Origin of the sequence: Micromonospora sp. NPDC004551, from assembly GCF_040609975.1 — a bacterium.
GTDB lineage: Bacteria > Actinomycetota > Actinomycetes > Mycobacteriales > Micromonosporaceae > Micromonospora.
In genome coordinates, this window is record NZ_JBEXLM010000002.1 from 199,987 (window position 1) to 226,343 (window position 26,357).

Consider the following 26,357-nt stretch of genomic DNA (forward strand, 5'->3'; position numbering starts at 1 on the left):
CCGATGCTCTGCCCGCGGGCCGCCGGCTTCGCCTGACTCAGTCCAGGTCGCCGGTGAGGTAGCGCTGCACGGTCGGGCCGACCGCGGCGACCAGGGTCTCCGCATCGGCGGAGGCGATCGGTTCGAGGCGGATGACGTAGCGCATCATGGCCAGCCCGGCGACCTGGGTGGCCACCAGCCCGCCCCGCAGCGGCAACTGTGCCGGGTCGACGTCGAGCTGGTCGAGGACGCGCCGCAGCACCTGGGTGGTCAGGAACTCCCGCAGCAGCCGGGCCGTCCACTCGCTGCTCACCGCCGAGCGGAGCAGGGCCACGGCGGCCCCGCCGACGGGCGAGTCCCACACGGTGAGGAACGTGCGGACCAGGCGCTCACCCACCCGGTCCGGGCCGCCGGCCATCACGGCCGGCAGCAACCGCGCCGGATCGACCGGGATCGCCACGGTGGCCCGGAACAGCTCCTCCTTGGTGCCGAAGTAGTGGTGCACCAGTGCCGGGTCCACTCCGGCGGCGGTGGCGATCGCCCGGATCGAGACGGCGTCGAAGCCCCGCTCGGCGAACGCCGCCCGGGCCGCCGCCAGGATGGCCTCCCGGGTGTCCGGGTTGCCGGGCCGCCGGCCGGTGCGGCGCGCCATCATCCGCTGCGCCGCCGCAGCGTCGCGGCGGCCAGCACCAGCGCCGCGACCGCCGCCCCGGCGACGATCGCCACGTCCCGCCACATCGTCCCGGTCGGGTCGGCGTGCGCGCCGACCTCCTGGAGCGCCTCGACGGCGTACGACAGGGGCAGCACGTCGCTGATCGCCTGGAGCCAGCCGGCCATCTGGCCGCGCGGCACGAAGAGCCCGCAGAGCAGCAGTTGGGGGGCGACCACCACCGGCATGAACTGCACGGCCTGGAACTCCGTGCGGGCGAACGCGCTGCAGAACAGCCCGAGCGCGACCGCGAGCACGGCGTTGATCGCGGCGATCATGATCACGAGCCCGATGCTGCCGGCGGTGGTCAGGCCGAACACCCAGTACGCCACGGCCGAGGCGACGGTGGCCTGGACCACGCCGGCCAGGCCGAACGCGATGCCGTAGCCGAAGAGCAGGTCGAGCTTGGCCAGCGGGGTGGTGAGCAGCCGTTCCAGCGTGCCGGTGGTGCGCTCCCGCAGCATGGCGATGCTGGTCACCAGGAACATGATGATGAACGGGAAGAAGCCCAGCATGATCAGCGCCACCCGGTCGAAGACCGTGGGCTGCCCCGGCGGGGTGGGCTGGTCGACGTACATGAAGTAGACCAGCGTGAGCAGCACGGTGGGGACCACGATGAGCAGCGCCACGGTCCGCTTGTCGTGCCGGAGCTGGCGCAGGATCCGCCCGGTGGTGGCGGCCAGGATGTGCGGGTTCATGCCGAGCCCTCCTGCTCGCTCGCCTTGATCAACCGGAGGAACGCCTCTTCCAGGTCGTCCACCCCGGTGGCGGCGCGGACCGCGTCAGGGGTGTCGTCGGCGACCAGCCGGCCGTCCCGGATGAGCAGCAGGCGGTCGCACCGGCCCGCCTCGTCCATCACGTGGCTGGACACCAGCAGCGTGCTGCCCGCGGCGGCCATGGCGTGGAACCGGGCCCACAGGTCGGCCCGCAGCACCGGGTCCTGGCCCACGGTGGGCTCGTCGAGGATGACCAGCTCGGGGTCGCCGACCAGGGCGCAGGCCAGCGAGGCGCGGCTGCGCTGGCCGCCGGAGAGGTTGCCGACCAGTTGGGTGGCCGCGGCGGCCAGCCCCACGTCGGCGACCGTCTGGTCGGCGTGGGCGTGGTCCCGCCCGTGCAGGGCGGCGAAGTAGCGCGCGTTCTCCCGGACGGTCAGGTCGGCGTAGACGCTGGGCGCCTGGGTCAGGTAGCCGACCCGGCGGCGCAGGTCGGCCGCCCCAGCGGGCCGGCCCAGCACGGTGACCGTGCCCGAGGAGACCGTCTGCACCCCGACGATCGCCCGCATCAGGGTGGTCTTGCCACTGCCGCTCGGCCCGAGCAGCCCGGTGACCATGCCGCGGGGCACCGCGCAGGAGATGCCCTGGAGCACCCGCCGCCGGCCCCGCTCGACCACCAGGTCACGGACCGACACCGCGTCGTCCATGCCCGCCTCCCAGGAATTCATCATCCGATGAACTCAACGCTAGATGAGTTGCCCGGCCGCGCGCAAGGTTGACTTCGAGTGCCCTCGAACTGGAAGTGTGGACGCGTGGACATCAGCACGCGGGAGACGAGCCTCACCGTCGGTGAGGCGGCGGAACGGGTCGGCCTCACCACCTACACCCTGCGCTGGTACGAGCAGGAGGGTCTGGTCGCCCCGGTCGGCCGGGACTCCGCGGGCCGCCGGCGCTACACCGAGTCGGACGTCAACTGGCTGTTCCTGCTCACCCGGCTGCGGCGCACCGGCATGCCCGTGCGCGACATGCGGCGCTATGCCGAACTGGCCCGGCAGGGGGACCGCACGCTCGGCGCCCGGCGCGCCCTGTTCGAGGCGCACCGGCGCCGGGTCCTGGCCCGCATGGCCGAGCTGGAGGAGGACCTCAAGGTCCTCGACCACAAGATCGACGCGTACCGCCGGGCGGAGGAGGAGTTGGCATGATCAAGCGACGGGTGGGCGCGACCGGCCCGGAGGTCTCGGCGATCGGCCTGGGCTGCATGGGGATGAGCTTCGCCTACGGCGGCGCCGACGACGCCGAGTCGACGCGGACCCTGCACCAGGCCCTCGACCTCGGGGTCAACCACCTCGACACCGCCGACATGTACGGCTTCGGCGCGAACGAGCGGCTGCTCGGCCCGGTGGTCCGGGCGCGGCGGGACGAGGTCTTCCTGGCCACCAAGTTCGGCAACCGCACCAGCGGTGACAGCTTCGGCGGCACCGGCAGCCCGGGCGCCTACGTGGACAGCAGCGCCGCCTGGGCGAAGCAGGCGTGCGACGCCTCGCTGGCCCGGCTCGGCATCGACATCTACTACCTGCACCGGCGCAACCCGGACACGCCGATCGAGGAGACCGTCGGCGCGCTGGCCGAGCTCGTCCAGGCGGGCAAGGTGCGGCTCGTCGGCCTCTCGGAGGTCAGCCCCGCGACGCTGCGGGCGGCGCACGCGGTCCACCCGATTTCCGCGGTCCAGATGGAATACTCGCTGTTCACCCGGGACGTCGAGGGCGAGATGCTGGCCACCTGCCGGGAGCTGGGCGTGTCGCTGGTGGCGTACTCGCCGGTCGGGCGGGGACTGCTCACCGGTGCCATCACCGGCCGCGACCAGCTCGCCGAGGACGACTGGCGGCGCACGGTCCCGCGGTTCGCCGACGGCAACCTCGACGCCAACCTGAAGCTGGTCGAGGCGGTCCGCGCGGTGGCCGCCGAACTGGGCTGCACCCCCGCCCAGGCGGCGCTGGCCTGGCTGCTCGCCCAGGGCGAGGACGTCCTCCCGATCCCGGGCACCAAGCGGGTCCGCTACCTGGAGGAGAACGCGGCCGCGGCCGACCTGCGGCTCACCCCGGAGCAGCGGGACCGGCTGAGCGGGGCGGTCCCCACCGGCGCCGTGGCGGGGGAAAGGTACACCCCGGCAGGAATGCGAACGGTCGGGCACTAGCCGCAGCGGCGGACACCCGGTCCGGCATCGGTCATTGCGCCAAGATCGGACGTCCGGCACCATGGCGCCGTGCGTCCCGCTCCGTTGCCCGAGACCGGCGGCGGCTCCAGGTCTCCGCGCGGCGACAGGCGCGCCGAGCTGGCGTTGCCCGAGTTCCTCGACGACTGGGCCGCCCGCCTCCGGCAGGCCGAGGACCGTCCCGTCGTCGGGATCCTGCTGCGTGGCAGCCACGCCCGGCGGGCCGCCACCGAGCACAGCGACGTCGACGTGGACGTGCTGGTCGCCGTCGACGACGAGCGGCCCGGCACGGGCGAGCCGGCCGCCGCCCCGGCGCCCGGGGCGGCGGGCCGGGCCGTCACCACCACGCCGTACGCGGCCCGGCGGGCGTACCTCGCCGAGTTCGCCGGCCGGCTCGTGCACGTCTCGGTGGCCGCCCGCGACGTGCGCTCCTGGGTGCGGCGGCTGGGCCAGCCCGCCGACTGGGCGTTCGGGCTGCCGGTCACCGCGCCGGCCCGGCTGCTCTGGGCGGCACCGGAGTGGCGGCGCCGGATCGACCTGCCGGTGCTCTGCCAGCCCGCCGACGAGCCCCGCCTGGAGGAGCTGATCGCCACCCTGGGCAAGGTGGCCGGCGCCCGCTGGGCCGACGACCCGGTGGGTGTCCGGCTCGGCGCCGCCGACCTGGCCCGGCTCTGCCCGTCGGTGCTGCGGCTGGCCAACCCCTCGGTGCGGGTGGTGTCCCGCCGGGCCGCCCTGTCGGCCGCGCTGGACCTGCCGGTCGCGCCCCCCGGCTACCGCGAGGACATGCTGCGCTGCCTCGGGCTGCGCCCCGGCGAGACCGCCGAGGTGGGCGCCGCCGCCGGCCGGTTGGTCACCGGGATCGTCCCGCTGATCCGCCCGTACGCGGAGGAGATCGCCACGGTCGGCGGCGCGGACCTGGCCGCGGCCCTGGTCGACGGGCGGTTGGACCGCTATCTCGGCCAGCTCACCCGGGCGCTGGACCGTCCGGCGCCCGCCCGCCGGGACACGTCGGCGGTGCCGGTGCCGCGTGCGGGAGAATGGTCAACCGTGCCCGCCTCTGACGCGCCGGTGACCGGCGTACCCGCCAGCTCCGGCGGCGCCGTGGCCCCCGGCCCGGCCCGCCCCTCCCAGCTCGACCCGGCCATCGCGGCCCGGCTGCGCCGCACCCCCGACGGCCTGGTGGCCGCGGTGGTCCGCGCGCACGACACGGGCGAGGTGCTGATGGTCGCCTGGATGGACGACGAGGCCCTGCACCGCACCCTCACCACGGGCCGCGCCACCTACTGGTCGCGCAGTCGCCAGGAGTACTGGGTCAAGGGCGCCACCTCCGGCCACCACCAGTACGTCCGCTCGGTCGCCCTGGACTGCGACGGCGACGCGCTGCTGGTGAGCGTCGAGCAGGTCGGCGCCGCCTGCCACACCGGGCACCGCACGTGCTTCTTCACCGAGCTGCCGGTCAGCTCCCCGGAGGCGACGTCATGACCGACGGCACGGTCAGTCCGGACCAGGCCGCCTTCGCCGACCTGGCGGCCCGCTGGCGGGTCGTGCCGGTCACCCGGCGGCTGCTCGCCGACGCGGAGACCCCGGTCGGCGTCTACCGCAAGCTCGCCGGTGGCCCCGGCACGTTCCTGCTGGAGTCCGCCGAGCAGGGCGTCGGCTCGGCCGGGATGGCCTGGTCGCGCTACTCCTTCATCGGGGTGCGCAGCAGCGCCACGCTGACCGAGCGGGACGGCGCGGCGGTCTGGGCCGGCGAGCCGCCCGCCGGGGTGCCGACCGCCGGCGACCCGGTGGCCGCCCTCCGCGAGACCGTCGCCGCCCTGGCGGGCCCGGACTGGGTCCCGGCCAGCGGCATGCCACCGCTCACCGGGGGCATGGTCGGCTACCTCGGGTACGACCTGGTCCGCCGCTTCGAGCGGCTGCCCGAGCTGACCGAGGACGAGCTGGACGTGCCGGAGCTGGGCATGATGCTCGCCACCGACCTCGTGGTGCTCGACCACTACGACGGCTCGGCGATCCTGGTCGCCAACGCGGTGCTGCCCCCGCTCGACACGCCCGACCGGGAATCGCTGGTCGCGGCGGCGTACCACCACGCCGTGGGTCGCCTCGACGCGATGACCACGGCGCTGTCCCGACCGATTCCGCCCATGATCTCGACCGTCGCCCGGCCCGGCGTCGGCGAGGTGGTCAGCCGGACGCCGGAGGGCGGCTACCCGAAGGCGGTGGAGGCGGCCAAGGAGGCGATCCGGGCCGGCGAGTGCTTCCAGATCGTGCTCAGCCAGCGCTTCGAGCGCCCCACCCACGCCGACCCGCTCGACGTCTACCGGGTGCTGCGCACGACGAATCCCAGCCCGTACATGTACCTGCTGCGCTTCGACGGCTTCGACATCGTCGGCTCCTCGCCGGAGGCGCACCTCAAGGTGAGCGGCGCCGCGGACGGGCGGCGCCGGGCGCTGCTGCACCCGATCGCCGGCACCCGGCCGCGTGGCGGCTCCCCCGAGGCCGACGCCCGGCTCGCCGCCGAGCTGCTCGCGGACCCGAAGGAGCGCGCCGAGCACGTCATGCTGGTCGACCTGGGCCGCAACGACCTCGGCCGGGTCTGCCGGCCGGGCACCGTCGAGGTGCCGGAGTTCGCCACCATCGAGCGGTACAGCCACGTCATGCACATCGTCTCCACGGTCGTCGGCGAGCTGCGCGAGGACCGCACCGCCTTCGACGCGCTGGCCGCGACCTTCCCCGCCGGCACCCTCTCCGGCGCGCCGAAGGTGCGCGCCATGGAGATCATCGAGGAGCTGGAACCGGTCCGCCGAGGGCTCTACGGCGGCACCGTCGGCTACTTCGGCTTCGGCGGTGACCTGGACATGGCCATCGCCATCCGCACCGCGCTGATCCGCGAGGGCCGGGCCTACGTGCAGGCCGGCGCGGGCGTGGTGGCCGATTCCGATCCCGCCGCCGAGGACCAGGAGACCCGCAACAAGGCCGCCGCCGTGCTCGCCGCGATCGCCGCCGCCGAGACGCTGCGGGCCGCACGATGAGCGCGTCGACCGGCGCGCCCGCCGCGCGGGGCCGGCGCGAGCTGACGTACGCGGTGCTGCTCTGCCTGGCCGGCGCGGGCCTGGCGTTCTGGGCGGTGACCCGCACCTGGTCCGTCGAACTGACCGCGCGCGGCTCGCTGCCGCCCACCCGGCACGCCCGCACCGGCGCGGAGGTGCTGCCCTGGGTGTCGGCGCTGGCACTGGTCGGGCTGGCCGGCGGCGGCGCGGTGCTGGCGACCCGGGGGCGGGTCCGGCGGCTGCTCGGTGGCCTGCTGACCCTGCTCGGGCTGGGTGTGGCGGCCGGCGGCGGATACGGCCTCACCGAAGCCGGGGTGAGCCGGCAGTGGCCGGCGCTGGTGCTGGCGGGCGGGCTGGTCCTGGTGGCCGGCGGGCTGTTCACCGCGCTGCGTGGCGGTGGCTGGCCGGCGATGGGCGCCCGCTACGAGCGACGGTCGGCGCGGCCGGCCGCTCCCGCCGGGGAGAACCGGCCGGCCGTCGAGCGGGGCACCCGCGACGCGTGGGAGGCGCTGGACCGGGGCGAGGACCCGACGGTCGGCTGACCTGGCGGGCGCCGTCGAGGGCCCGCGCCAACCGGTCAGCGCACCGGCTGGGCGTCGCGGGCGTCCCGCCGCTCCCGGGCCGCGGCGCGGGCGGCGGCCAGTTCGGCCACCAGGCGGTCCAGCTCGCGGCGCTGCGCGGCCCGGGCCCGGTCGGCGCAGACCGCCTCCCAGGCGTTGCCCCGGGCGGTACGCATCCGGCCGTCGCCCGCGATGGTGCGTTCGAGGGTGTGCACCACGCCGAAGGCGAGCGACGCGACGCTCCGGGAGATGGTGGTGAATCCGAGGCTCTGGTTCGGCCCGTTGGCGCTCATGGTCACCCCGCACGAGATCGTTGGCGACGGTCGGCAGCCGCCTCATCGAGTCTGCCCGAGGAGGATGCTGCCGGGCTCACGTTTCGCCCGCGTGACGCCCGGGTCAACTCTGCGGCAGCCGGTCCGACCTGGGCAGGGTCGTTCGTCCTTGAGCTTGCTCACAGCATCGACGGCCGTCACGCTCCTGCGCGGAGCGGGCCGCCATGGTGAGATGGGTCATGGGCGGCGGTCGATGTGGTGGCCGGGGGCGCGGGGCGCGCCCGAGCGATGCCGGTCGATGGGCGCGGTGGCGCTGCGTGACGCCGTGTTCACCCGAAGTCGGCCATCATGCCACAGCCCATTTCGTGAGGAGCGCCATACCCCCGGGCACTTGCCTCCAGGTGGCGCCCCCTAGCATCGGCCCATGACACCCGGAGAGGGGAGTCCGTTGGTGACTGCTGAGCATGCGCACGCGGAGGGGGACGAGGCCGGTTCGGCGGCGTCCGCAAGCGTGCTCGACGAGATCCTGGCCGGCGTGCGCGAGGACGTGGCCCGGCGACAGGAACAGGTTCCGCTGGAGCGGATCCGCGAGCTGGCCGCCGCCGCGCCGCCGCCGCTGGACGCGTACGCGGCGCTGCGCCGGCCCGGCGTGGCCGTGATCGCCGAGGTGAAGCGCTCGTCGCCGTCCAAGGGGCGGCTGGCCGAGATCGCCGACCCGGCCGACCTGGCCGTCGACTACGCGGCCGGCGGCGCCCGGGCGATCAGCGTGCTCACCGAGGGCCGCTGGTTCGGCGGGTCGCTGGACGACCTGGCCGCGGTCCGTGCCGCGGTGAACGTGCCGGTGCTGCGCAAGGACTTCGTGGTCTCCAGCTACCAGGTGCACGAGGCCCGCGCGCACGGCGCCGACCTGGTGCTGCTGATCGTCGCCGCGCTGGAGCAGAACGTCCTCGTCGGGCTACTGGAGCGGATCGAGTCGCTGGGCATGTGCGCGCTCGTCGAGGTGCACACCGAGGAGGAGGCCGACCGGGCCATGGAGGCCGGTGCCCAGGTGATCGGCGTCAACGCCCGCGACCTGCGTACCCTGGAGGTCGACCGTTCGGTGTTCGAGCGGATCGCCCCCGGCCTGCCCAGCAGCGTCGTCAAGATCGCCGAGTCCGGCGTGCGCGGCCCGCACGACCTGATCCGCTACGCCTCGGCCGGCGCCGACGCGGTCCTGGTCGGCGAGGGCCTGGTCACCCAGAAGAGCCCCCGCGAGGCGGTCGCCGAGCTGGTCAACGCCGGTAACCACCCGGCCACGCCCCGCCCGGTGCGCTGACCCGCGCCGGGGCCCGACACGTCGAGAGGACTCCCGCGATGAGCACTGACGCCGCGGCCCCGGCCGGCCGGCTTCCCGACGCCGCCGGTCACTTCGGCCGGTTCGGTGGCCGGTTCGTCCCCGAGGCACTGGTCGCCGCGCTCGACGAGCTGGACGCGGCGTACCGGAAGGCGATGACCGACGAGGACTTCCTCGCCGAGTTCGACGCCCTGCTGCGCGACTACGCCGGCACGCCCTCGCTGCTGTACGAGGCCCGGCGGCTCTCCGCCCAGATCGGCGCCCGGGTCCTGCTCAAGCGGGAGGACCTCAACCACACCGGCGCGCACAAGGTCCGCAACGTCCTCGGCCAGGCGCTGCTCACGAAGCGGATGGGCAAGCGGCGGGTGATCGCCGAGACCGGCGCCGGCCAGCACGGCGTGGCCACCGCCACCGCCGCCGCCCTGTTCGACCTCGAGTGCGTGGTCTACATGGGTGAGGTGGACACCGAGCGGCAGGCGCTCAACGTGGCCCGGATGCGGATGCTCGGCGCCACCGTGGTCCCGGTCACCACCGGCTCGCGCACGCTCAAGGACGCGATGAACGAGGCGATGCGGGACTGGGTCGCCAACGTCGACAGCACCCACTACCTGATCGGCACCGCGGCGGGCCCGCACCCGTTCCCCGAGATGGTCCGGGACTTCGTGCGCGGCATCGGTGTGGAGGCCCGCCGGCAGTGCCTCGACCTCACCGGCGCGCTGCCGGACGCCGTCGCGGCCTGCGTGGGCGGCGGCTCCAACGCGCTCGGCATCTTCCACGCCTTCGTGCCCGACACCGGTGTGCGGCTCTACGGCTTCGAGGCCGGTGGCGAGGGCGTGGCGACCGGCCGGCACGCCGCCAGCATCACCGGCGGCTCGGCGGGCGTCCTGCACGGCACCCGCACGTACGTGCTGCAGAACGCGGACGGCCAGACGATCGAGTCGCACTCGATCTCGGCCGGCCTCGACTACCCGGGCGTCGGCCCCGAGCACGCCTGGCTGCACGACAGCGGCCGGGCGACCTACCTGCCCGTCGACGACGACGAGGCGATGGCCGCCTTCGAGCTGCTCTGCCGCACCGAGGGCATCATCCCGGCCATCGAGAGCTCGCACGCACTGGCCGGCGCCCGCAAGATCGCGCCGCAGCTCGCCGCCGAGCTGGGCCGGGAGCCGGTCATCGTGGTCAACCTCTCCGGCCGGGGCGACAAGGACGTGCACACCGCCGGTGCGTACTTCGGCATCCTCGACAAGGAGTGAGAGCGTGAGCCGGATCGGGGTCGCCTTCGACAAGGCCCGGGCCGACGGGCGGGCCGTGCTGGTCGGCTGCATGCCGGCCGGTTTTCCCACCGTCGAGGGCAGCATCGCCGCGATGACCGCCATGGTCGAGGCCGGCGTCGACGTCATCGAGGTGGAGATCCCCTACTCCGACCCGGTGATGGACGGCCCGGTCATCCAGAAGGCCAGCGACATCGCCCTGGCCGGCGGCGTGCGCACCGCGGACACGCTGCGCATCATCGACGCGGTCGCCGCGACCGGCGCGCCGGTCGTCACCATGACCTACTGGAACCCCATCGAGCAGTACGGCGTCGACACGTTCGCCCGCGACCTGGCCGCCGCCGGGGGCACCGGCCTGATCACGCCGGACCTGATCCCCGAGGAGGCCGGCGAGTGGCTGGCCGCCTCCGAGGCCCACGGTCTGGACCGGACGTTCCTGGTCTCCCCGTCCTCCACCGACGCCCGGCTGAAGATGACCGCCGAGCACTGCCGCGGCTTCGTCTACGCCACCGCCATCATGGGGGTGACCGGCGCCCGGGCGCAGACCTCCGAGGCGGCCCCGGTCCTGGTGTCCCGGCTGCGCGAGGTCACCGACCTGCCGGTCGGCGTCGGGCTGGGCGTGGGCACCGGTGCCCAGGCCGGCACGGTCGCCGGCTACGCCGACGCGGTGATCGTGGGCAGCGCGCTGGTCCGGTGTGTGCTCGACGCGCCCGATCAGGCCGCCGGGCTTGCGGCCCTGCGCACCCTGAGCGCCGAACTCGCCGAAGGCGTCCGCAACCCGGTCCGCTGACCGGGAGCCTCTGGGCCTTCCACACCCTCTCCTCGCGTCGACGCGTGCCGGGCCGTGAGTCGGTTGCGTCATCAGGTCGGTAGGCGCTCGCGGCCCTACCCGGGTCAGCGTGACCGGGGCGGCTCGTCTCGCGTCGGGCGGCTGTCAGCGCCGGGATGTGCCCAGCTCGCCGCCGGCCCGCTGTTCGGGCGGGGCCGCCGCTTCCCCGGTGGGCGCTGCCGCGCCGGCCGGCGAGGTCTCGCCACCGCCCGGCGTCGTCTCGGACAGGACGCCGGAGCGGCCGGCCAGCGCGTCGGCGACGGCGGCGCGGGTGGCCGGGGTGAGCGCCTCGGGCAGCGCGTCCGGCGGATGCCAGTCGAGGTGGCAGCCGCCCGCCGGTACGCCGGCCGGCGTACCGCCGAGTGCCCGGGCCCGGAACACGTGCACCAGCACGTCCGGCAGGGCGCCGCAGTGGCCGGCCGGGGGCGGGGGAGCGGCCGGGTCGCCCACCCGGTAGAGGCCCACCAGGTCGACCAGCTCGACCTCCCAGCCGGTCTCGGCGCGGATCTCCCGGCGCACGGCGGCGGGCGGGCTCTCGTCGCGGCGCAGCCGCCCGCCGGGCAGCGCCCACCGCCGGCCGCCGCCGGACCGCCGGCACAGCAGCACCCGGCCGGACGGGTCGGTGACGACCGCGGCGACCGCCCAGGTGAGCGCGCTCATGGACAAAGAGCCTACGACCGTGCAAACCAGAAGTCATCCGACCCGCGAACCCGGCCCGACCGGGGTGCCGTGAGCACGGTCCGCACGGGTACCGTGTGCACCCGTGACCCTCGCCCCGATGACCCCCCTGGCGGCCCTGCCCAGCCCCGGCACCGCCGTCTGGCAGCTCGGACCGGTTCCGATCCGGGCCTACGCGCTCTGCATCATCGTCGGCATCGTGGTGGCCTGCGTGGTCACCGAATACCGGCTGCGCCGCCGCGGCGTCGCCCCGGGCGCGGTGCTCGACATCGCCGTCTGGGCGGTGCCCGCGGGCATCATCGGCGCGCGGCTCTACCACGTGATCACCTCGCCCGAGAAATACTTCGGCGCCGGCGGCCAGCCGCTCAAGGCGTTCGCCATCTGGGAGGGCGGCCTCGGCATCTGGGGCGCGGTGGCCGGTGGGGCGGTCGGCGCCTGGCTCGCCGCCCGGCAGCTGGGCATCCCGCTCACCGTGGTGGCCGACGCGCTGGCGCCCGGGATGCCGCTGGCCCAGGCGGTCGGCCGGGTGGGCAACTGGTTCAACAACGAGCTCTACGGCGGCCGCACCAGCCTGCCCTGGGGTCTGGAGGTCCACGTCATGGACCCGGACAACCCGGGGCACGCGCTGCGCGACGACGCCGGCAACCCGGTCCTCCAGCCGGGGCTCTACCACCCGACCTTCCTCTACGAGGCGCTCTGGAACATCGGGGTCGCGGTGCTGGTCCTGGTCCTGGACCGGAAGCTGCGGCTGGGCCGGGGCCGGGCCTTCGCGCTCTACGTGATGGGCTACACGGCGGGCCGGTTCTGGATCGAGCTGATGCGCACCGACGAGGCCAACCACATCCTCGGCGTGCGGCTCAACGTGTGGACCGCGGCGTTGGTCTTCCTCGGCGCGCTGGTGTACTTCCTGCGGGTGCGCGGGCCGCGCGAATACCTCATCCCGGTCGGCGTGCCGGCCGCCCCGGTCCCGCCCGCGGGCGGCGACGTGTCCCAGGTCGACCTCTCCGCACGGGAGGCCGGGGCGCGGCCGGTGGCGCCGGAGGGCTACCGCGTGGTGTCCGAGGAGCAGTTCCGCACGTACCAGGAGACCGGCGAGGTCCCGGCCGAGGAGCCGGCGGCGACCGACGAGACCGACCACGAACCGACCGGCGAGGCCGTGACCGGCGAGGCCGCGACGGACGAGGCCGACCGGGCCGGCGCCGGCGGCGCCCGCCCCGCCGACCGGGACAGCTGAGCGGGGGAAGTCATGCGGAGCGCGGTGGTGGTCGGCGCCGGCCTCGGCGGGCTGGCGACGGCCGGGGCGCTGGCCCGGTCCGGCTGGCGGGTCACCCTCCTCGAACGGGCCGACCGGGTCCGTCCGGAGACGACCGCCGTCGTGCTCTGGCCCAACGGGGTACGCGCGCTGCGCGCCCTCGGCCTCGGCGCCGGGCTGGACGCGATCGCCACCCCGCTGCCCGACGGCGGGGTGCGCCGCCCCGACGGCCACTGGCTGGTGCAGCCCCGCCCCACCCCGGCCGACCGGATGCCGGTGGTGGTGCACCGGGAGGATCTGCACGACGCGCTGATCGCCGGCCTGGGCGACCAGGTGGAGCTGCGTACCGGGGTGAGCGTGCGCACGGTGCGGGCGGCGCCCGGCGAGCGTCCCGCGGTCGGCGACGGCCGGCACACCGTCGAGGCGGATCTCGTGGTGGCGGCCGACGGCACGGACAGCGAGATCCGCCGGCAACTCGCCCCGGAGACGGCCGTGGTCAGTTCCGGCTGTGCCGCCTGGCGGGCGGTCATCCCCTGGTACCGGGCCCCGCAGCTTCCCGACGACCAGCCGGTGCACGGCGAGACGCTGGGCGCGGGCTACCGCTTCGTGGCCGCCTCGCTCGGCGACCGGGGCACCGCGGGGGCGTCCCGCCGGGGCGGCATCTACTGGGTGGCCACCGCCGCCGGAGCGCCCCGCCCGGAGCCGCCGGAGACGCAGCTCGCCCTGCTCAAGCGCTGGTACGCGGGCTGGCCCGCGCCGATCGCCACGCTCCTTGACGCGACCGACCCGGCCGACGTGGTGCAGCAGGAGATCCGCGAGCTGCGCCCGTTGCCCCGCGCCTACGGGTTCCCGGCCGGGCCGGGCGGGGTGGTGCTGCTCGGCGACGCCGCGCACGCCATGCCGCCACACCTCGGCCAGGGCGCCTGCCTCGCCTTCGAGGACGCCGCGACCCTGTCGGCGCTGCTGCGGGAGTCCCGGCTCCCCGACGCGGTGGCCGGCTACGACCGGCTGCGCCGGCCCCGCGCGGCCACCATGGTGCGGCAGACCCGCCGGATGTCGGCGGTGCTACAGACCCGGGGCCGCCTGGCGCTGCGCGCCCGCGACGCTGCGCTGGGCACGATCAGCCCGCGCCTGCGCAACACGGCGGCGACCGCCGCCGCCTCCTGGCACCCGCCGGCCTGACCGCACCCCCGCCGGCCGGACCGCGCCCGGTGGCTGGGCGCCCCCGGGCGGCTGCGACGAGCGGATGTCAGCCGATCACGGCGGTGGGTTCGGCGATGCAGGCGGTGCCGACGCGGCGGAAGCCGACCCGCAGGTAGACCCGGGCGATCTCCTCGCTGCCGGCGGAGAGGAAGATCAGATCGGTGCCGGCGGCGCGCAGTCGGTGGGCGAGGGTGGCGGTCACCGCCGCGCCGAGGCCGCGCCGGCGGGCGGCCGGCAGGGTGGCCACCCCGGCGATCTCCGCCACGTCGTCGACCCGCATGGCCATGCCGCTGGCCAGCGCTCCCTCGGCCGCCGTCTCGGCGAGCACCGAGATGCGCCGGCCGTCCGCGATGCGGACCGCCTCCTCCTCCAGCGCGGCCACGTCCAGCCGGGAGACCGCGGCGTCCCGTTCGACCGGGCCGGCCTCGCCGCGGGCGGTGCCGCCGTTCGAGAAGCCGACCGCGGCGACGGCCCGCCGCAACGCCACGTCCGCCGCGAAGCCGGGGTCGGCGGGGTCGAGCACCCGCACCGGTACGTCGCTGAGCGTCGCCGGATCGGGCAGGCGGTCCGGCTCCAGCACCATGAGCGGCGCCTCCAGCACGCTCAGCCCGGCCGAGCGGGCCACCGCCAGCAGGTCCGGGGTGACCTCGTGCACCCACTCGAACGCCTCCGGCAGGCCCAGTTCCCGCTGGCGGGCCCGGACGGCGGTCACGTCGGCCAGCGCGGGCGGCGCGGTGGCGCCCGGCCGGGGGCGGGCGTAGAACGGCCAACCGGCGCCGTCCCGGACGAACAGGACGAGGGCGCCGTACTCCTCCGTCCGGGCCACGTCACGGGGCACCGCGTCGTAGAAACGCTCCAACCGGTCGAGCGCGTCAGTGCGTACGACATCCACCGCGCGAGACTACACGTCCCAGATTCTGGAAGTGTGATCAATCTGAACTGGCCTTGCGCCGGAAGCCCTAACGTAGACTCAATAAAACCCCCGAGGGCCGACGTCGTCCCCACCATGTTCCAACCTGAGTGACGACAGGAGGCCCGGTGGCCTTTCCGTACCCTCACAGCCCCCAGCCGGCCCCGCGGACGACGGGGCTCTACGACCCCGCGCACGAGCACGACGCCTGCGGTGTGGCCTTCGTGGCCGACCTGCACGGGCGCCGCTCGCACGAGGTCGTCGCGAACGGTCTCGGGGCGCTCTGCCGGCTGGACCACCGGGGCGCCCGGGGCGCGGAGCACAACACCGGCGACGGCGCGGGGATCATGATCCAGGTGCCGGACGCGTTCCTGCGTGCGGTCGTCGAATTCCCGCTGCCGCCGGCCGGCCAGTACGCCACCGGCCTGGTCTTCCTGCCCGACGACGACGCGGCCGAGGCCCGCGCCCGCCAGGTGGTGGAGAAGTACGCGCTGGTCGAGGGCGCCGACGTCCTCGGCTGGCGGGAGGTGCCCACCGACCCGTCCGGCCTGGGTGAGACCGCACTCGCGGCGATGCCCCGGGTCCGGCAGCTCTTCCTGGCCGCGCACCGGCTCACCGACGCGCCCGCCGGGCCGGCCGGCTCCCCGCTGACCGGGCTCGACCTGGACCGGGTGGCGTTCTGCCTGCGTAAGCAGGTCGAGCGGGAGACCGCCGAACGGGGCGTGCCCGCCTACTTCCCGTCCCTGAGCGGCCGGACCATGGTGTGGAAGGGCATGCTCACCCCGGACCAGCTTCCGGCGTTCTACCCGGAGCTGACCGACGAGCGGGTGGTGAGCGCGATCGCCCTGGTGCACTCGCGGTTCTCCACCAACACCTTCCCGTCCTGGCCGCTGGCCCACCCGTACCGGTTCATCGCGCACAACGGCGAGATCAACACGATCCGCGGCAACCGGAACTGGATGCAGGCGCGCGAGGCACTGCTGCGGAGCCCGCACCTGCCCGGCAACATCCGCCGGATCTTCCCGGTCTGCACCCCGGCGGCCTCCGACTCGGCCAACTTCGACGAGGTGCTCGAACTGCTGCACCTGGCCGGGCGGAGCCTGCCGCACGCGGTGCTCATGATGATCCCCGAGGCGTGGGAGAACGACCCGGGGATGCGCGCCGACAAGCGCTCCTTCTACCGCTTCCACGCGAGCCTCATGGAGCCGTGGGACGGGCCGGCGTCGGTCGCCTTCACCGACGGCGAGGTCGTCGGCGCGGTGCTGGACCGCAACGGGCTGCGCCCGGGCCGCTGGTGGCGCACCGCCGACGGCCTGGTGGTGCTGGGCAGCGAGGCGGGCGTGCTCGACCTCGACCCGGCGACCGTGGTCGCCAAGGGCCGCCTCCAGCCCGGCCGGATGTTCCTGGTCGACACGGTCAACGGCCGGATCGTCCAGGACGACGAGATCAAGACCGAGCTGGCCGCCGCCCAGCCGTACGGGGAGTGGCTGCACGCCGGCCTCATCGAGCTGGATGAGCTGCCCGCGCGCGAGCACATCGTCTACACCCACGACTCGGTACGCCGCCGGCAGCAGACCTTCGGCTACACCGAGGAGGAGCTGAAGATCCTGCTCGGCCCGATGGCCCGCAGCGGCGCGGAGCCGATCGGCTCGATGGGCACGGACACCCCGATCGCCCCGCTGTCCACCCGGCCGCGGCTGCTCTACGACTACTTCCACCAGCTCTTCGCCCAGGTCACCAACCCGCCGCTGGACGCCATCCGGGAGGAGCTGGTCACCAGCCTGGCGTCCACCATCGGCCCGGAGGGCAACCTGCTCGACCCGGGCCCGGCGAGCTGCCGGCAGATCGTCCTGCCGTACCCGGTGATCGACAACGACGAGCTGGCCAAGATCCTCTCCATCGACGAGGACGGCGACCTGCCCGGCTTCAAGGCGGTCCGGGTGTCCGGGCTCTACCGGGTCCGCGACGGTGGCGCCGGCATCAAGGCCCGGCTCACCGAGATTTGCCGGCACGTCTCCGAGGCCATCGAGGACGGCGTACGCATCCTGGTGCTCTCCGACCGGGACTCCAACGCCGACCTGGCTCCGATCCCGTCGCTGCTGCTCACCGCCGCGGTGCACCAGCACCTGGTGCGGGAGCAGACCCGGACCCAGGTGGCCCTCGTCGTCGAGTCCGGCGACTGCCGGGAGGTGCACCACGCGGCCGTGCTGATCGGCTACGGCGCGGCGGCGGTCAACCCGTACCTGGCCTTCGAGTCGGTCGAGGACATGATCTCCACGGGCGCGCTGGCCGGCATCGAACCGGCCACGGCGGTCCGCAACTACGTCAAGGCGCTCGGCAAGGGCGTCCTGAAGATCATGTCGAAGATGGGCATCTCGACGGTCTCGTCGTACTGCGGCGCGCAGGTCTTCGAGGCGGTCGGCCTGGACACCCGGCTGGTCCAGCGCTACTTCCGGGGCACCCCGAGCACGATCAGCGGCATCGGGCTGGCCGAGATCCACGCCGAGGTGGCCGCCCGGCACGCGCTGGCCTGGCCTCCCGCGGGCGCCCGGACGAGCGACCGGCTGGAGGTCGGCGGCGAGTACCAGTGGCGCCGTGAGGGCGAGCTGCACCTGTTCAACCCGGAGACGGTCTTCCTGCTCCAGCACGCCACCCGCAGCCGCCAGTACGACGTCTTCCGGCAGTACACCGCCAAGGTCGACGAGCTGGCCGCCCGGGCGGGCTCGCTGCGCGGGCTGTTCACCCTGCGCACCGGGGTGCGGCCGCCGGTGCCGCTGGACGAGGTCGAGCCGGCCGGCGAGATCGTCAAGCGGTTCGCCACCGGCGCCATGTCGTACGGGTCGATCTCGGCGGAGGCGCACGAGACCCTGGCCATCGCCATGAACCGCCTCGGCGGCCGGTCGAACACCGGCGAGGGCGGCGAGGACGTCGACCGGCTGCACGACCCCCGGCGCCGCTCGGCGGTCAAGCAGATCGCCAGCGGCCGGTTCGGCGTCACCAGCGAATACCTGGTCAACGCCGACGACCTCCAGATCAAGATGGCCCAGGGCGCGAAGCCCGGCGAGGGCGGTCAGCTGCCCGGCAACAAGGTCTGGCCGTGGATCGCGCGTACCCGGCACGCCACCCCGGGCGTCGGCCTCATCTCGCCGCCGCCGCATCACGACATCTACTCCATCGAGGACCTGGCCCAGCTCGTCCACGACCTGAAGTGCGTCAACCCGGCCGCCCGGGTGCACGTGAAGCTGGTCAGCGAGGTCGGGGTGGGCACCGTGGCGGCCGGCGTGGCGAAGCTCAAGGCCGACGTCATCCTGATCTCCGGGCACGACGGCGGCACCGGCGCCTCCCCGCTCAACTCGCTCAAGCACGCCGGCACCCCCTGGGAGCTGGGCCTGGCCGAGGCGCAGCAGACGCTGCTGCTCAACAAGCTCCGCGACCGGGTCACCGTGCAGGTCGACGGCCAGCTCAAGACCGGCCGGGACGTGCTCGTCGCGGCGCTGCTGGGCGCCGAGGAGTTCGGCTTCGCCACTGCGCCGCTCATCGTCGAGGGCTGCGTGATGATGCGGGTCTGCCACCTGGACACCTGCCCGGTCGGCATCGCCACCCAGAACCCGGTGCTGCGCGAGCGCTTCACCGGCCGGCCCGAGTTCGTGGAGAACTTCTTCCTCTTCCTGGCCGAGGAGGTCCGCGGCTACCTGGCCGAGCTGGGCTTCCGGAGCATCGAGGAGGCGATCGGGCACACCGAGCTGCTCGACGTGGCCGGCGCGGTCGAGCACTGGAAGGGCCACGGGCTCGACCTCAGCCGGGTGCTGCACCTGCCCGAGCTGCCCGAGGGCGCGGCTCGGCGCGGGATCCGGGCTCAGGACCACGGCCTGGAGCTGGCGCTGGACAACCACCTCCTGGCCCTGGCCGAGCCGGCGCTGCGCGACGGCACCCCGGTCCGGGTCGAGGTGCCCGTGCGCAACGAGCATCGCAGCGTGGGCGCCATGCTCGGCGGCGAGGTCACCCGCCGCTTCGGCGGCGCCGGGCTGCCCGACGACACGATCGAGTTCCTGCTGCGCGGCACCGCCGGCCAGTCGTTCGGCGCGTTCCTGCCGCGCGGGGTCACCCTGCGCCTGCACGGCGACGCCAACGACTACGTGGGCAAGGGCCTCTCCGGCGGGCGGCTCGTCGTCCGCCCGGACGCCGCCGCGCCGTTCGCCGGCGCGGACGCCGACCCGGGCGGGCGAGCCGAGGACCAGATCATCGCCGGCAACACCATCCTCTACGGCGCCACCGGCGGCGAGGTCTTCCTGCGCGGCCGGGTCGGCGAGCGGTTCGCGGTGCGCAACTCGGGCGCGGTGGCCGTCGTCGAGGGTGTGGGCGACCACGGCTGCGAGTACATGACCGGTGGCACGGTGGTGGTGCTCGGGCCGACCGGGCGCAACTTCGCCGCCGGCATGTCCGGCGGCACCGCGTTCGTGCACCGGCTGGACCGGCGACTGGTCAACGCCGAGCTGGTCGATCTGTCGCCACTGGGCGTCGAGGAGCGGGAGCGGCTGCACGAGCTGGTCCAGCGGCACTTCGCCGAGACCGACTCGGCGGTCGCCGAGGAGCTGCTGAAGCGCTGGCCGGAGGCGGTGGAGGAGTTCACCGCCGTGGTGCCCCGGGACTACCGCCGGGTGCTGGAGATCATGCGGGCCGCCGAAGCCGCCGGCCACGACGTCGACGACGCGGTGATGAGCGCCCTCGCGGCGCCGTCCGCCGCGCCGGTGCCGCCCGCACCCCGGGCGGTCGCCCAGGAGGTGGCTCGTGCCTGACCCGAACGGTTTCCTGCGCTACGACCGGCGGCTGCCCGCCCGCCGCCCGGTCCCCGTGCGGATCATGGACTGGCGGGAGGTCTACCCGCCGGCCGGCGAGGAGCTGATCCGCGAGCAGGCCACCCGGTGCATGGACTGCGGCATCCCGTTCTGCCACGACGGCTGCCCGCTGGGCAACCGCATCCCGGACTGGAACGACCTGGTCCGCACCGGCAACTGGGACGCCGCGGTGGAGTCGCTGCACGCCACCAACAACTTCCCCGAGTTCACCGGCCGGCTCTGCCCGGCGCCCTGCGAGGCGGCGTGCGTGCTCGGCCTGGGCGGCCAGCAGCCGGTCACCATCAAGCAGGTCGAGGTGGAGATCGCCGACGCGGCGGTGGCCCGGGGCGGCCTGCGCCCGCAGCCGGTGCCGGCCCCGACCGGGAAGTCGGTCGCCGTGGTCGGCTCCGGCCCCGCCGGGCTCGCCGCCGCGCAGCAGCTCGCCCGGGCCGGCCACGCCGTCACCGTGTACGAGCGGGACGACGCGCTCGGCGGCCTGCTGCGCTACGGCATCCCCGACTTCAAGCTGGAGAAGCGGCACGTCGACGGGCGGCTGGCCCAGCTCGCCGCCGAGGGGGTGCGCTTCCGCGCCGGCGTGAACGTCGGCGTGGACGTCACCGCCGAGCAACTGCGCGCCGAGCACGACGCGGTGCTGCTCGCCTGCGGCGCGCTGCAGGGCCGGGACACCCCGGAGACGCCGGGGCGGGCGCTGCGGGGCGTACACCAGGCCATGGCGCACCTGGTGGCCGCGAACCGGGTGGTGGCCGCGGCGGGTGAGGGGAAGCCGGCCCTGGCCACCCTGCCCGACGGCACGCCGATCGACGCGGCCGGCCGGCACGTGGTCATCATCGGCGGCGGCGACACGGCCGCCGACTGCCTGGGCGTCGCCCACCGGCAGGGCGCGGCCGGCGTGCACCAGCTCGACCTCTACCCGGAGCCCCCGGCCGACCGGGACGTCGCCCGCGACCCGTGGCCCACCTGGCCGTGGGTGCTGCGCAACTACCCGGCGCACGAGGAGGGCGGCGAGCGGGTCTTCGCCGTGGCGGTGCAGGAGTTCGTCGACGACGGCACCGGCCAGGTCCGGGCGGTCCGGGTCGCCGAGGTGACCGTCCAGAAGGTGGACGGCCGGCGGATCGTCACCACGCTGCCCGGCTCGGAGCGGGAGATCCCGGCCGACCTGGTGCTGCTCGCCATCGGCTTCGAGGGCACCGAGGAGCAGCCGCTGCTCGGCCAGTTCGGGGTGACCCGCAACGGCCGGGGCGCCGTGGACGCCCGCCCCGACTGGCAGACCGACGCCGACGGCGTGTTCGTGGCGGGGGACATGCACCGGGGCGCCTCGCTGATCGTCTGGGCGATCGCCGAGGGCCGGGCCGCCGCCGCGGCGATCCACGCGTACCTGGGCGGGGCCGGGTCCCTGCCCGCGCCGGTCGACCCGGCCCGGCAGTCGCTCGCCGCCCGCTGACCCGCACGTCACCGACACCCCGGTCCCTGCCGGACCGGGGTGTCGTGGCGACCGGGTCCGGTTCGTGCCCGGCGCGTCCCGGGCGTCCGCCCTCCGGGGTGAACCCTCTCACCAACTGTCGTCGGCAGGTTTGACCGCCGCCAGACTTGTGCGCTGGCCGGACCCGCGGGGGTCCGGCTTCGTCGTGTCACCGTCTGGACGGGGAATCACTCATGGCCCTCGGCGCCACGTTCGCCGCGCTGCGCCACCGCAACTACCGGATCTGGGCCGCGGCCGGATTCGTGTCGGTCATCGGGACCTGGATGCAGGTCCTCGGCGTCAACTGGTACGTGCTGGCGGAGACCGGGTCGGCCACCTCGATGGGTTTCACCGTCCTGCTCCAGGCGCTGCCCACCCTGGTGCTGAGCGTCTGGGGCGGCGCGCTGGCCGACCGGCTGCCCGCCAAGCCGCTGCTCATCGGTGCCCAGGCCGCGCACGCGCTGCTCGCCGCCGGGCTGGCCGTGGTGGCCGTCACCGGCGCCGGCGGCCTTCCGGCGATCTTCGCGATCTCGCTGGCCACCGGCGCGGTGTCGGCCATCGAGGGGCCGGTGATGGGCCGCTGGGCCTCCACGCTCGTGGACCGGGAGAGCCTCGGCAACGCCCTGGCGCTCGGCTCGCTCACCAACTCCGCCGGCCGGATCCTCGGCATGAGCCTCGGCGCCGTGGTGGTCGCCGCGGTCGGCCCCGCCCTGCTCTTCGCCGCGAACGCCGTCAGCTTCGTCGCGGTCGTCGTGGCGCTGTTCGCCGTACGCGAGGGGGAGCGGCACGCCGGAAAGGTGGCGCCGGCCGACGCGGCCCCGGGCGACGGCGGCATCCGGGCCGGTTTCCGCTACCTGCTGTGCCAGCCCGTGGTGCTGGTCGCCCTGGCGCTGTCCTTCGTGCTCGGCAGCCTGGGCCGCAACTACCAGGTCACCATGGCCGCCATGAGCGACGGGCCACTGCACGGCGGCGCGTCCGGCTACGGCCTGCTCTCCACCGTCTTCGCCGTCGGCACGGTGCTGGGCGCCCTGTTCGCGGCGCGCCGCCCGGAGCTGAGCTACGCGGTGCTCGTCGGGGCCGGCCTGCTGGCCAGCGGGCTGCAGATCGTCGCCGGGCTGGCCCCGGGCACGCTGAGCTTCGCCGCGGTGATCCTGCCGGTGGCCGCCGCCGCGGTGGTCATCGACACCACGGTCGGGGCCCGCGCCCAGCTCGACACCGACTACGCCATGCGCGGCCGGGTGCTGGCCGCCCTGGCGGTCACCGGCTCGGTCTCCGCGGCCGTGGGGGCGCCGCTGCTCGGCTGGCTCGCGGAGCACGCCGGCCCCCGGCAGACCCTGGTGCTGGCCGGCGCGATCACCGCGGTCGCCACCGCGGCGGCCGGGGTGGCCCTGGACCGGCTCCGTGAGCGCCGGCTGGCGCGCCGGCTCAGCCGGGTGCTGGCCGTGCCGGCCGCCCGCCCGGTCCGCCGGGTCGCCGCCACCGCCGCCCGGGTCGTCCGCCCGGCCACGGAGGGGCTGGGCGCCGCAACCGCCACTGCCGCCCGGATGGCCCGCCCCGCCGCCGAGGGGCTGGGCGTCGCGACCGCCACCGCCCTCCGGGACGGCCGCCCGGCCGGCGCGGGGCTCGCCGCCGTCCCCGCCGTGGCGGTGTCCCGGCCGGTGGTGCCGGCCGGCGCCTCCCCGGTGGCGCTTCCCGGTGCCGTGGCCGGCGCGCGTCCCGGCGCGGGCCGGCTCCGGTCCCGCCGGGCGGAGCGTGCGGCCCACGAGTGCGCGGCCTGCGCGCCGCACCGGGGCCGGCGCCGCTCCCGCTGGATCGACCTGCGATCGCCGTACGCGCACCGCGACGGCTGCCCCGCCGCCTGATCCCGGGCCCCGCCGGGACCGTGAGCGAGGTCATGCCGCGCGGACCCCGGCACCGCGAAGATCGTCACTACGCTCCGGGGTATGGACGTCGAGGAACGCCTGCGGCGCATCCGCCGGTGGCTCTGGGTCGTGGTGGTGGGTCTGTTCCTCAGCGGGGTGACCGCGTTCCCGCTGGAGCTGGAGGTGCGCTGGCTGCTGCGGGCGCTGGACCCGCTCGCCGGCCAGTTCCCGGCGCTGGTGGCCTGGATCGAGCGGGTCCACACCGGACTGGTCGAGACCGGCGAGCGGTACCCGTTCATGCTCTACGGCACCGACTGGCTCGCGTTCGCGCACCTGGTGCTCGCCGTGGCGTTCTGGGGGCCGCTGCGTGACCCGGTGCGCAACGTCTGGGTGGTGCAGCTCGGCATGATCGCCTGTGCGGGCATCGTGCCGCTCGCGCTGATCTGCGGGCCGGTGCGGGACATCCCCTGGTTCTGGACGCTGGTCGACCTCTCCTTCGCGGTCGGCGCGTTCCCGCCGCTCTGGTTCGCCTACCGGCACATCCGGGCGGTCGAGGCGGCGGCACCGGCCACGGTGACTCCCGTGCCGGCCTGACCGGCCGGGGCCCGCTCCCGCGAGCGGGCCCCGGCCCGGCTTTCTTCAGTGCGTGAGCAGCCGGTGGGCCTCCCGGATCTTCGCCCACGACTTCGGCTGCGCCGGGGCGGCGAGCGTGCCGCGGGCGGCGGTGGCCACCTCGGGGCGCCCGGCGGTGAACAGCCAGGTGGTGAAGACCGCGTCGAGGTCGCGGCCGGAGATCCGCTCGGCGAGCGCCTGGAACTGGGCGATCGTGCCGTTGCCGTAGCGGTGCGCGGCGGTCCAGGCCGGCAGGATCCGGAAGAACGCCTCGTCGCCGACGGCCAGCCGGAGCTGGTGCAGCGCCATGGCGCCCCGGTCGTAGACCGCGTCGGCGAAGATGTCGCCGGCCCCCGGGTCACCGGGGAGGACCTGCCAGAACTCCGAGTCGGCCGGGTAGCCGGCGTAGGTGAAGTCGAACAGTTCCTGGGCCGTGCCCTCGCCCTGCTCCTCCGACCAGAGCCACTCGGCGTACGAGGCGAAGCCCTCGTTCAGCCAGATGTTGCGCCAGTCGGCCACCGAGACCGAGTCGCCGAACCACTGGTGGGCGTTCTCGTGCACCACCACCGACACGTTGGCGCCGCGCCGCCAGAAGCTGTGGCCGTAGACGGGGCGGCTCTGCGTCTCCAGGGCGAAGCCGATGCCGTCGATCGGGCCGGCCACGCCGCCCTGCGCCTCGAAGGGGTACGGCCCGAACAGGCCGCTCTCCCAGTCGATCACCTCGGCGGTGCGTTCGATGCTGGCCCGCGCGGCCGGCTCGCGCTCGCCCAGCGTGGTGCTGTACGCGTTCACCACGGGCTGCCCGTTCGGCGCGGTGTCGGTGACGATGTCGTACTGCCCGATGGCCAGGAACGCCTGGTAGGTGGCGCCCGGCTTGACGCTGCGCCAGCTCCACCGGGTGCGGTTGCCGGCTTCGGGCAGCGGGTCGCGCGGCTGCACGCCGTTGCTGACCACCTCGACGCCGGTCGGCACCGAGACGGAGATGTCCCAGGTGGCCTTGTCCTTCGGGTGGTCGTTGCTGGGGAACCACCACCAGGCCGACTCGGGCTCGTTGACGGCGAGCGCGCCGTCGGCGACCCGGGTCCAGCCCGTGTAGCCCTGGACGAGGGTCTCCGACGGGATGCCGGCGTATCTCACCACGACGGTGAGCTGCTGTCCCTTGCGGATGGGCCGCGGCGCGGTGACCGCCAGCTCGTGGACGCCCTCCCGGGCGAAGGCGGCCGGCCAGCCGTTGACCCGGACGGACTCGACACCGAGAAGGAAGTCGAGGTTGAACCGGGACAGGTCCTGGGTGGCGGTGGCCAGGATCGTGGTGGTGCCGCTGAGCCGGTCGGTGGCCGGTTCGTAGCGCAGCCGGATGTCGTAGTGGCCGACGTCGTAGCCGCCGTTGCCGTAGTCGGGGAAGTAGCTGTCGCCCAGCCCGGGGCTGCCCGGGGTGGGGGTGGCCGCCGCGGGCTTCGGCCGGCCCCAGCCCGGTAGGGCGGCCTGGCCGGGGGCGCCGGTCACGACCGTGCCGGCGGTGGTGACGGTCAGGGCGGCGATGGCCGCCGTGAGAGCGCGTCGCACGAATGGGCTCCCTCCATCGGGGTGTACGCACCGCCAACCTAATCGACGGTTGTGAACGCGTGTGTCCTCGAACGCGAGCCGGCGCTATTCAATTTATGGCAGTGTTTCGATATGATTACCGACTAGTAACAAGCACGACTCCCCTGGCCACGCGCGCGGTCAACGGGCTCCACCACCCCTGTCCCGTGGAGGTCCTGTCATGTCCCGTCGCGTCCGCACCACCCTGGCCGCACTGCTCGCGGCCGTCCTCGGCGCCGTGCTCGTCCCCGGTGTCGCCCGGGCGGCCACCGTCAACTACGTCGCGCTCGGCGACTCCTACTCCTCCGGCGTCGGGGCCGGCCCGTACGACCTCTCCACCTGCCTGCGCAGCCAGAAGGCGTACGCCCCGCTCTGGGCCGCCGCGCACGCGGTCACCAGCTTCAAGTTCCCGGCCTGCGGCGGGGCGGTCACCGCCGACGTCATCGGCAGCCAGGTGAACTCGCTGAGCACCGGCACCACCCTGGTCACCATCACCATCGGCGGCAACGACGCCGGCTTCGCCGACGTCATCACCAGTTGCCGGTTCGGCAGCACCTCGACCTGCGAGGAGGCCGTCAACGACTCCCGCGCCTTCGCCACCGCCACACTGCCCGGCCGGCTCGACAACACGTACGCCGCCATCCGGAACCGGGCGCCCAACGCCCGGCTCGTGGTGCTCGGCTACCCGCGGCTGTTCGAGACCGGCTACTGCGGCCTGCTGGCCATGAGCACCTACAAGCGGACCATCCTCAACAACGCCGCCGACCTGCTCGCCACGGTGATCGCCGACCGGGCCCGGGCGGCCGGGGCCACCTTCGTCGACGCCCGGCCGTTCTTCGCCGGTCACGGCGTGTGCGCCGCCGACCCGTGGATCAACGACGTGAGCGGGCTCATCGAGGCGTACCACCCGGACGCCGACGGCTACCGGTACGGCTACCTGGCCGCGCTGACCGCCGCCATCGGCTGACCCGACGCGACGGCGGCCGGCGGTCCGGAAGGGACCGCCGGCCGCC

The 26,357-nt window shown here is 74.9% G+C and carries 22 protein-coding genes and 1 pseudogene; 16 read left to right on the forward strand and 7 right to left on the reverse strand.

Annotated features, from left to right (window positions below):
* Positions 1–37 precede the first annotated feature (37 nt).
* From ABZW14_RS04935 to ABZW14_RS04945, 3 genes are read right to left on the reverse strand one after another with little or no spacing between them, the layout of a single operon-like run.
* Positions 38–631 carry a TetR family transcriptional regulator gene (locus tag ABZW14_RS04935; protein WP_355339913.1) on the reverse strand — a complete coding sequence of 198 codons (594 nt, stop codon included), beginning with the start codon at positions 629–631 and terminating at the stop codon, positions 38–40.
* The gene (locus ABZW14_RS04940) at positions 631–1,386 is read right to left on the reverse strand and encodes an ABC transporter permease (protein WP_355339916.1); all 756 of its coding nucleotides are present in this window, start codon (positions 1,384–1,386) and stop codon (positions 631–633) included. The genes ABZW14_RS04935 and ABZW14_RS04940 overlap by 1 nt, the downstream gene beginning before the upstream one ends.
* Complete coding sequence (locus ABZW14_RS04945) at positions 1,383–2,108, reverse strand: ABC transporter ATP-binding protein (RefSeq protein WP_355340198.1); 726 nt, start codon at positions 2,106–2,108, stop codon at positions 1,383–1,385. The genes ABZW14_RS04940 and ABZW14_RS04945 overlap by 4 nt, the downstream gene beginning before the upstream one ends.
* Before the next feature lie 105 nt (positions 2,109–2,213).
* On the opposite strand from ABZW14_RS04945, the gene ABZW14_RS04950 reads away from it, so the two are divergent.
* The 6 genes and pseudogenes from ABZW14_RS04950 to ABZW14_RS04975 all read left to right on the forward strand — a co-directional run bounded on the left by ABZW14_RS04950 (position 2,214) and on the right by ABZW14_RS04975 (position 7,205).
* A complete protein-coding gene (locus ABZW14_RS04950) occupies positions 2,214–2,603 on the forward strand; it encodes a MerR family transcriptional regulator (RefSeq protein WP_355339919.1) in 390 nt (129 codons plus the stop codon).
* Positions 2,600–3,595 carry an aldo/keto reductase gene (locus ABZW14_RS04955; RefSeq protein ID WP_355339922.1) on the forward strand — a complete coding sequence of 332 codons (996 nt, stop codon included), beginning with the start codon at positions 2,600–2,602 and terminating at the stop codon, positions 3,593–3,595. Before ABZW14_RS04950 ends, ABZW14_RS04955 begins: the two co-directional genes overlap by 4 nt.
* 561 nt (positions 3,596–4,156) lie before the next feature.
* Positions 4,157–4,480: pseudogene (locus tag ABZW14_RS04960) on the forward strand (phosphoribosyl-AMP cyclohydrolase); the annotation flags it as partial.
* A 180-nt stretch (positions 4,481–4,660) separates the two neighbouring features.
* A complete protein-coding gene (hisI, locus tag ABZW14_RS04965; RefSeq protein ID WP_355340201.1) occupies positions 4,661–5,095 on the forward strand; it encodes a phosphoribosyl-AMP cyclohydrolase in 435 nt (144 codons plus the stop codon).
* A complete protein-coding gene (locus ABZW14_RS04970) occupies positions 5,092–6,645 on the forward strand; it encodes an anthranilate synthase component I (RefSeq protein WP_355339925.1) in 1,554 nt (517 codons plus the stop codon). The genes hisI and ABZW14_RS04970 overlap by 4 nt, the downstream gene beginning before the upstream one ends.
* Positions 6,642–7,205 (forward strand): Trp biosynthesis-associated membrane protein, encoded by a 564-nt coding sequence (locus tag ABZW14_RS04975; protein WP_355339928.1) that lies wholly within the window; start codon positions 6,642–6,644, stop codon positions 7,203–7,205. Before ABZW14_RS04970 ends, ABZW14_RS04975 begins: the two co-directional genes overlap by 4 nt.
* A 35-nt stretch (positions 7,206–7,240) precedes the next feature.
* On the opposite strand, the gene ABZW14_RS04980 is transcribed toward ABZW14_RS04975, so the two are convergent.
* Positions 7,241–7,516 carry a hypothetical protein gene (locus ABZW14_RS04980; protein WP_355339931.1) on the reverse strand — a complete coding sequence of 92 codons (276 nt, stop codon included), beginning with the start codon at positions 7,514–7,516 and terminating at the stop codon, positions 7,241–7,243.
* 490 nt (positions 7,517–8,006) lie between these two features.
* Between ABZW14_RS04980 and trpC the strand changes: the two genes are divergently transcribed.
* Genes trpC through trpA form a run of 3 tightly spaced genes read left to right on the forward strand, consistent with a single transcriptional unit; the run spans position 8,007 to position 10,889 of the window.
* A complete protein-coding gene (trpC, locus tag ABZW14_RS04985; RefSeq protein ID WP_355340203.1) occupies positions 8,007–8,810 on the forward strand; it encodes an indole-3-glycerol phosphate synthase TrpC in 804 nt (267 codons plus the stop codon).
* A 38-nt stretch (positions 8,811–8,848) separates the two neighbouring features.
* Positions 8,849–10,081, forward strand: a complete 1,233-nt coding sequence (gene trpB / locus ABZW14_RS04990; protein ID WP_355339934.1) for a tryptophan synthase subunit beta — start codon at positions 8,849–8,851, stop codon at positions 10,079–10,081.
* A 4-nt stretch (positions 10,082–10,085) separates the two neighbouring features.
* Positions 10,086–10,889, forward strand: coding sequence for a tryptophan synthase subunit alpha (gene trpA, locus ABZW14_RS04995; RefSeq protein ID WP_355339937.1), 804 nt, complete (start codon positions 10,086–10,088; stop codon positions 10,887–10,889).
* Positions 10,890–11,033: 144 nt separating this feature from the next.
* Here the strand turns inward: trpA and ABZW14_RS05000 are convergent, their stop codons facing one another.
* Positions 11,034–11,588 (reverse strand): NUDIX domain-containing protein, encoded by a 555-nt coding sequence (locus ABZW14_RS05000; protein WP_355339940.1) that lies wholly within the window; start codon positions 11,586–11,588, stop codon positions 11,034–11,036.
* Positions 11,589–11,691: 103 nt separating this feature from the next.
* Between ABZW14_RS05000 and lgt the strand changes: the two genes are divergently transcribed.
* The gene (lgt, locus tag ABZW14_RS05005) at positions 11,692–12,840 is read left to right on the forward strand and encodes a prolipoprotein diacylglyceryl transferase (protein ID WP_355339943.1); all 1,149 of its coding nucleotides are present in this window, start codon (positions 11,692–11,694) and stop codon (positions 12,838–12,840) included.
* A gap of 12 nt (positions 12,841–12,852) precedes the next feature.
* Entirely contained in the window at positions 12,853–14,040 is a 1,188-nt protein-coding gene (locus tag ABZW14_RS05010) for an NAD(P)/FAD-dependent oxidoreductase (protein ID WP_355339946.1), read from the forward strand.
* A 67-nt stretch (positions 14,041–14,107) separates the two neighbouring features.
* Here the strand turns inward: ABZW14_RS05010 and ABZW14_RS05015 are convergent, their stop codons facing one another.
* On the reverse strand, positions 14,108–14,953 hold the full coding sequence (locus ABZW14_RS05015) for a GNAT family N-acetyltransferase (protein WP_355339949.1): 846 nt from the start codon (positions 14,951–14,953) through the stop codon (positions 14,108–14,110).
* Positions 14,954–15,099: 146 nt separating this feature from the next.
* Here ABZW14_RS05015 and gltB point away from each other — a divergent pair, with 146 nt between their 5' ends.
* From gltB to ABZW14_RS05035, 4 genes are all read left to right on the forward strand, one after another.
* Entirely contained in the window at positions 15,100–19,767 is a 4,668-nt protein-coding gene (gltB, locus tag ABZW14_RS05020; protein WP_355339952.1) for a glutamate synthase large subunit, read from the forward strand.
* Positions 19,760–21,268: a glutamate synthase subunit beta gene (locus tag ABZW14_RS05025; RefSeq protein WP_355339955.1), complete on the forward strand. Its 1,509-nt coding sequence runs from the start codon at positions 19,760–19,762 to the stop codon at positions 21,266–21,268. Before gltB ends, ABZW14_RS05025 begins: the two co-directional genes overlap by 8 nt.
* A 212-nt stretch (positions 21,269–21,480) precedes the next feature.
* Positions 21,481–23,148 carry an MFS transporter gene (locus ABZW14_RS05030; RefSeq protein ID WP_355339958.1) on the forward strand — a complete coding sequence of 556 codons (1,668 nt, stop codon included), beginning with the start codon at positions 21,481–21,483 and terminating at the stop codon, positions 23,146–23,148.
* An 81-nt stretch (positions 23,149–23,229) separates the two neighbouring features.
* The gene (locus ABZW14_RS05035; protein ID WP_355339961.1) at positions 23,230–23,742 is read left to right on the forward strand and encodes a hypothetical protein; all 513 of its coding nucleotides are present in this window, start codon (positions 23,230–23,232) and stop codon (positions 23,740–23,742) included.
* A gap of 45 nt (positions 23,743–23,787) precedes the next feature.
* On the opposite strand, the gene ABZW14_RS05040 is transcribed toward ABZW14_RS05035, so the two are convergent.
* Positions 23,788–25,326 carry a M1 family metallopeptidase gene (locus ABZW14_RS05040; protein ID WP_355339964.1) on the reverse strand — a complete coding sequence of 513 codons (1,539 nt, stop codon included), beginning with the start codon at positions 25,324–25,326 and terminating at the stop codon, positions 23,788–23,790.
* Between the two features lie 199 nt (positions 25,327–25,525).
* Here ABZW14_RS05040 and ABZW14_RS05045 point away from each other — a divergent pair, with 199 nt between their 5' ends.
* Positions 25,526–26,311 (forward strand): SGNH/GDSL hydrolase family protein, encoded by a 786-nt coding sequence (locus ABZW14_RS05045; RefSeq protein WP_355339967.1) that lies wholly within the window; start codon positions 25,526–25,528, stop codon positions 26,309–26,311.
* Positions 26,312–26,357 lie beyond the last annotated feature (46 nt).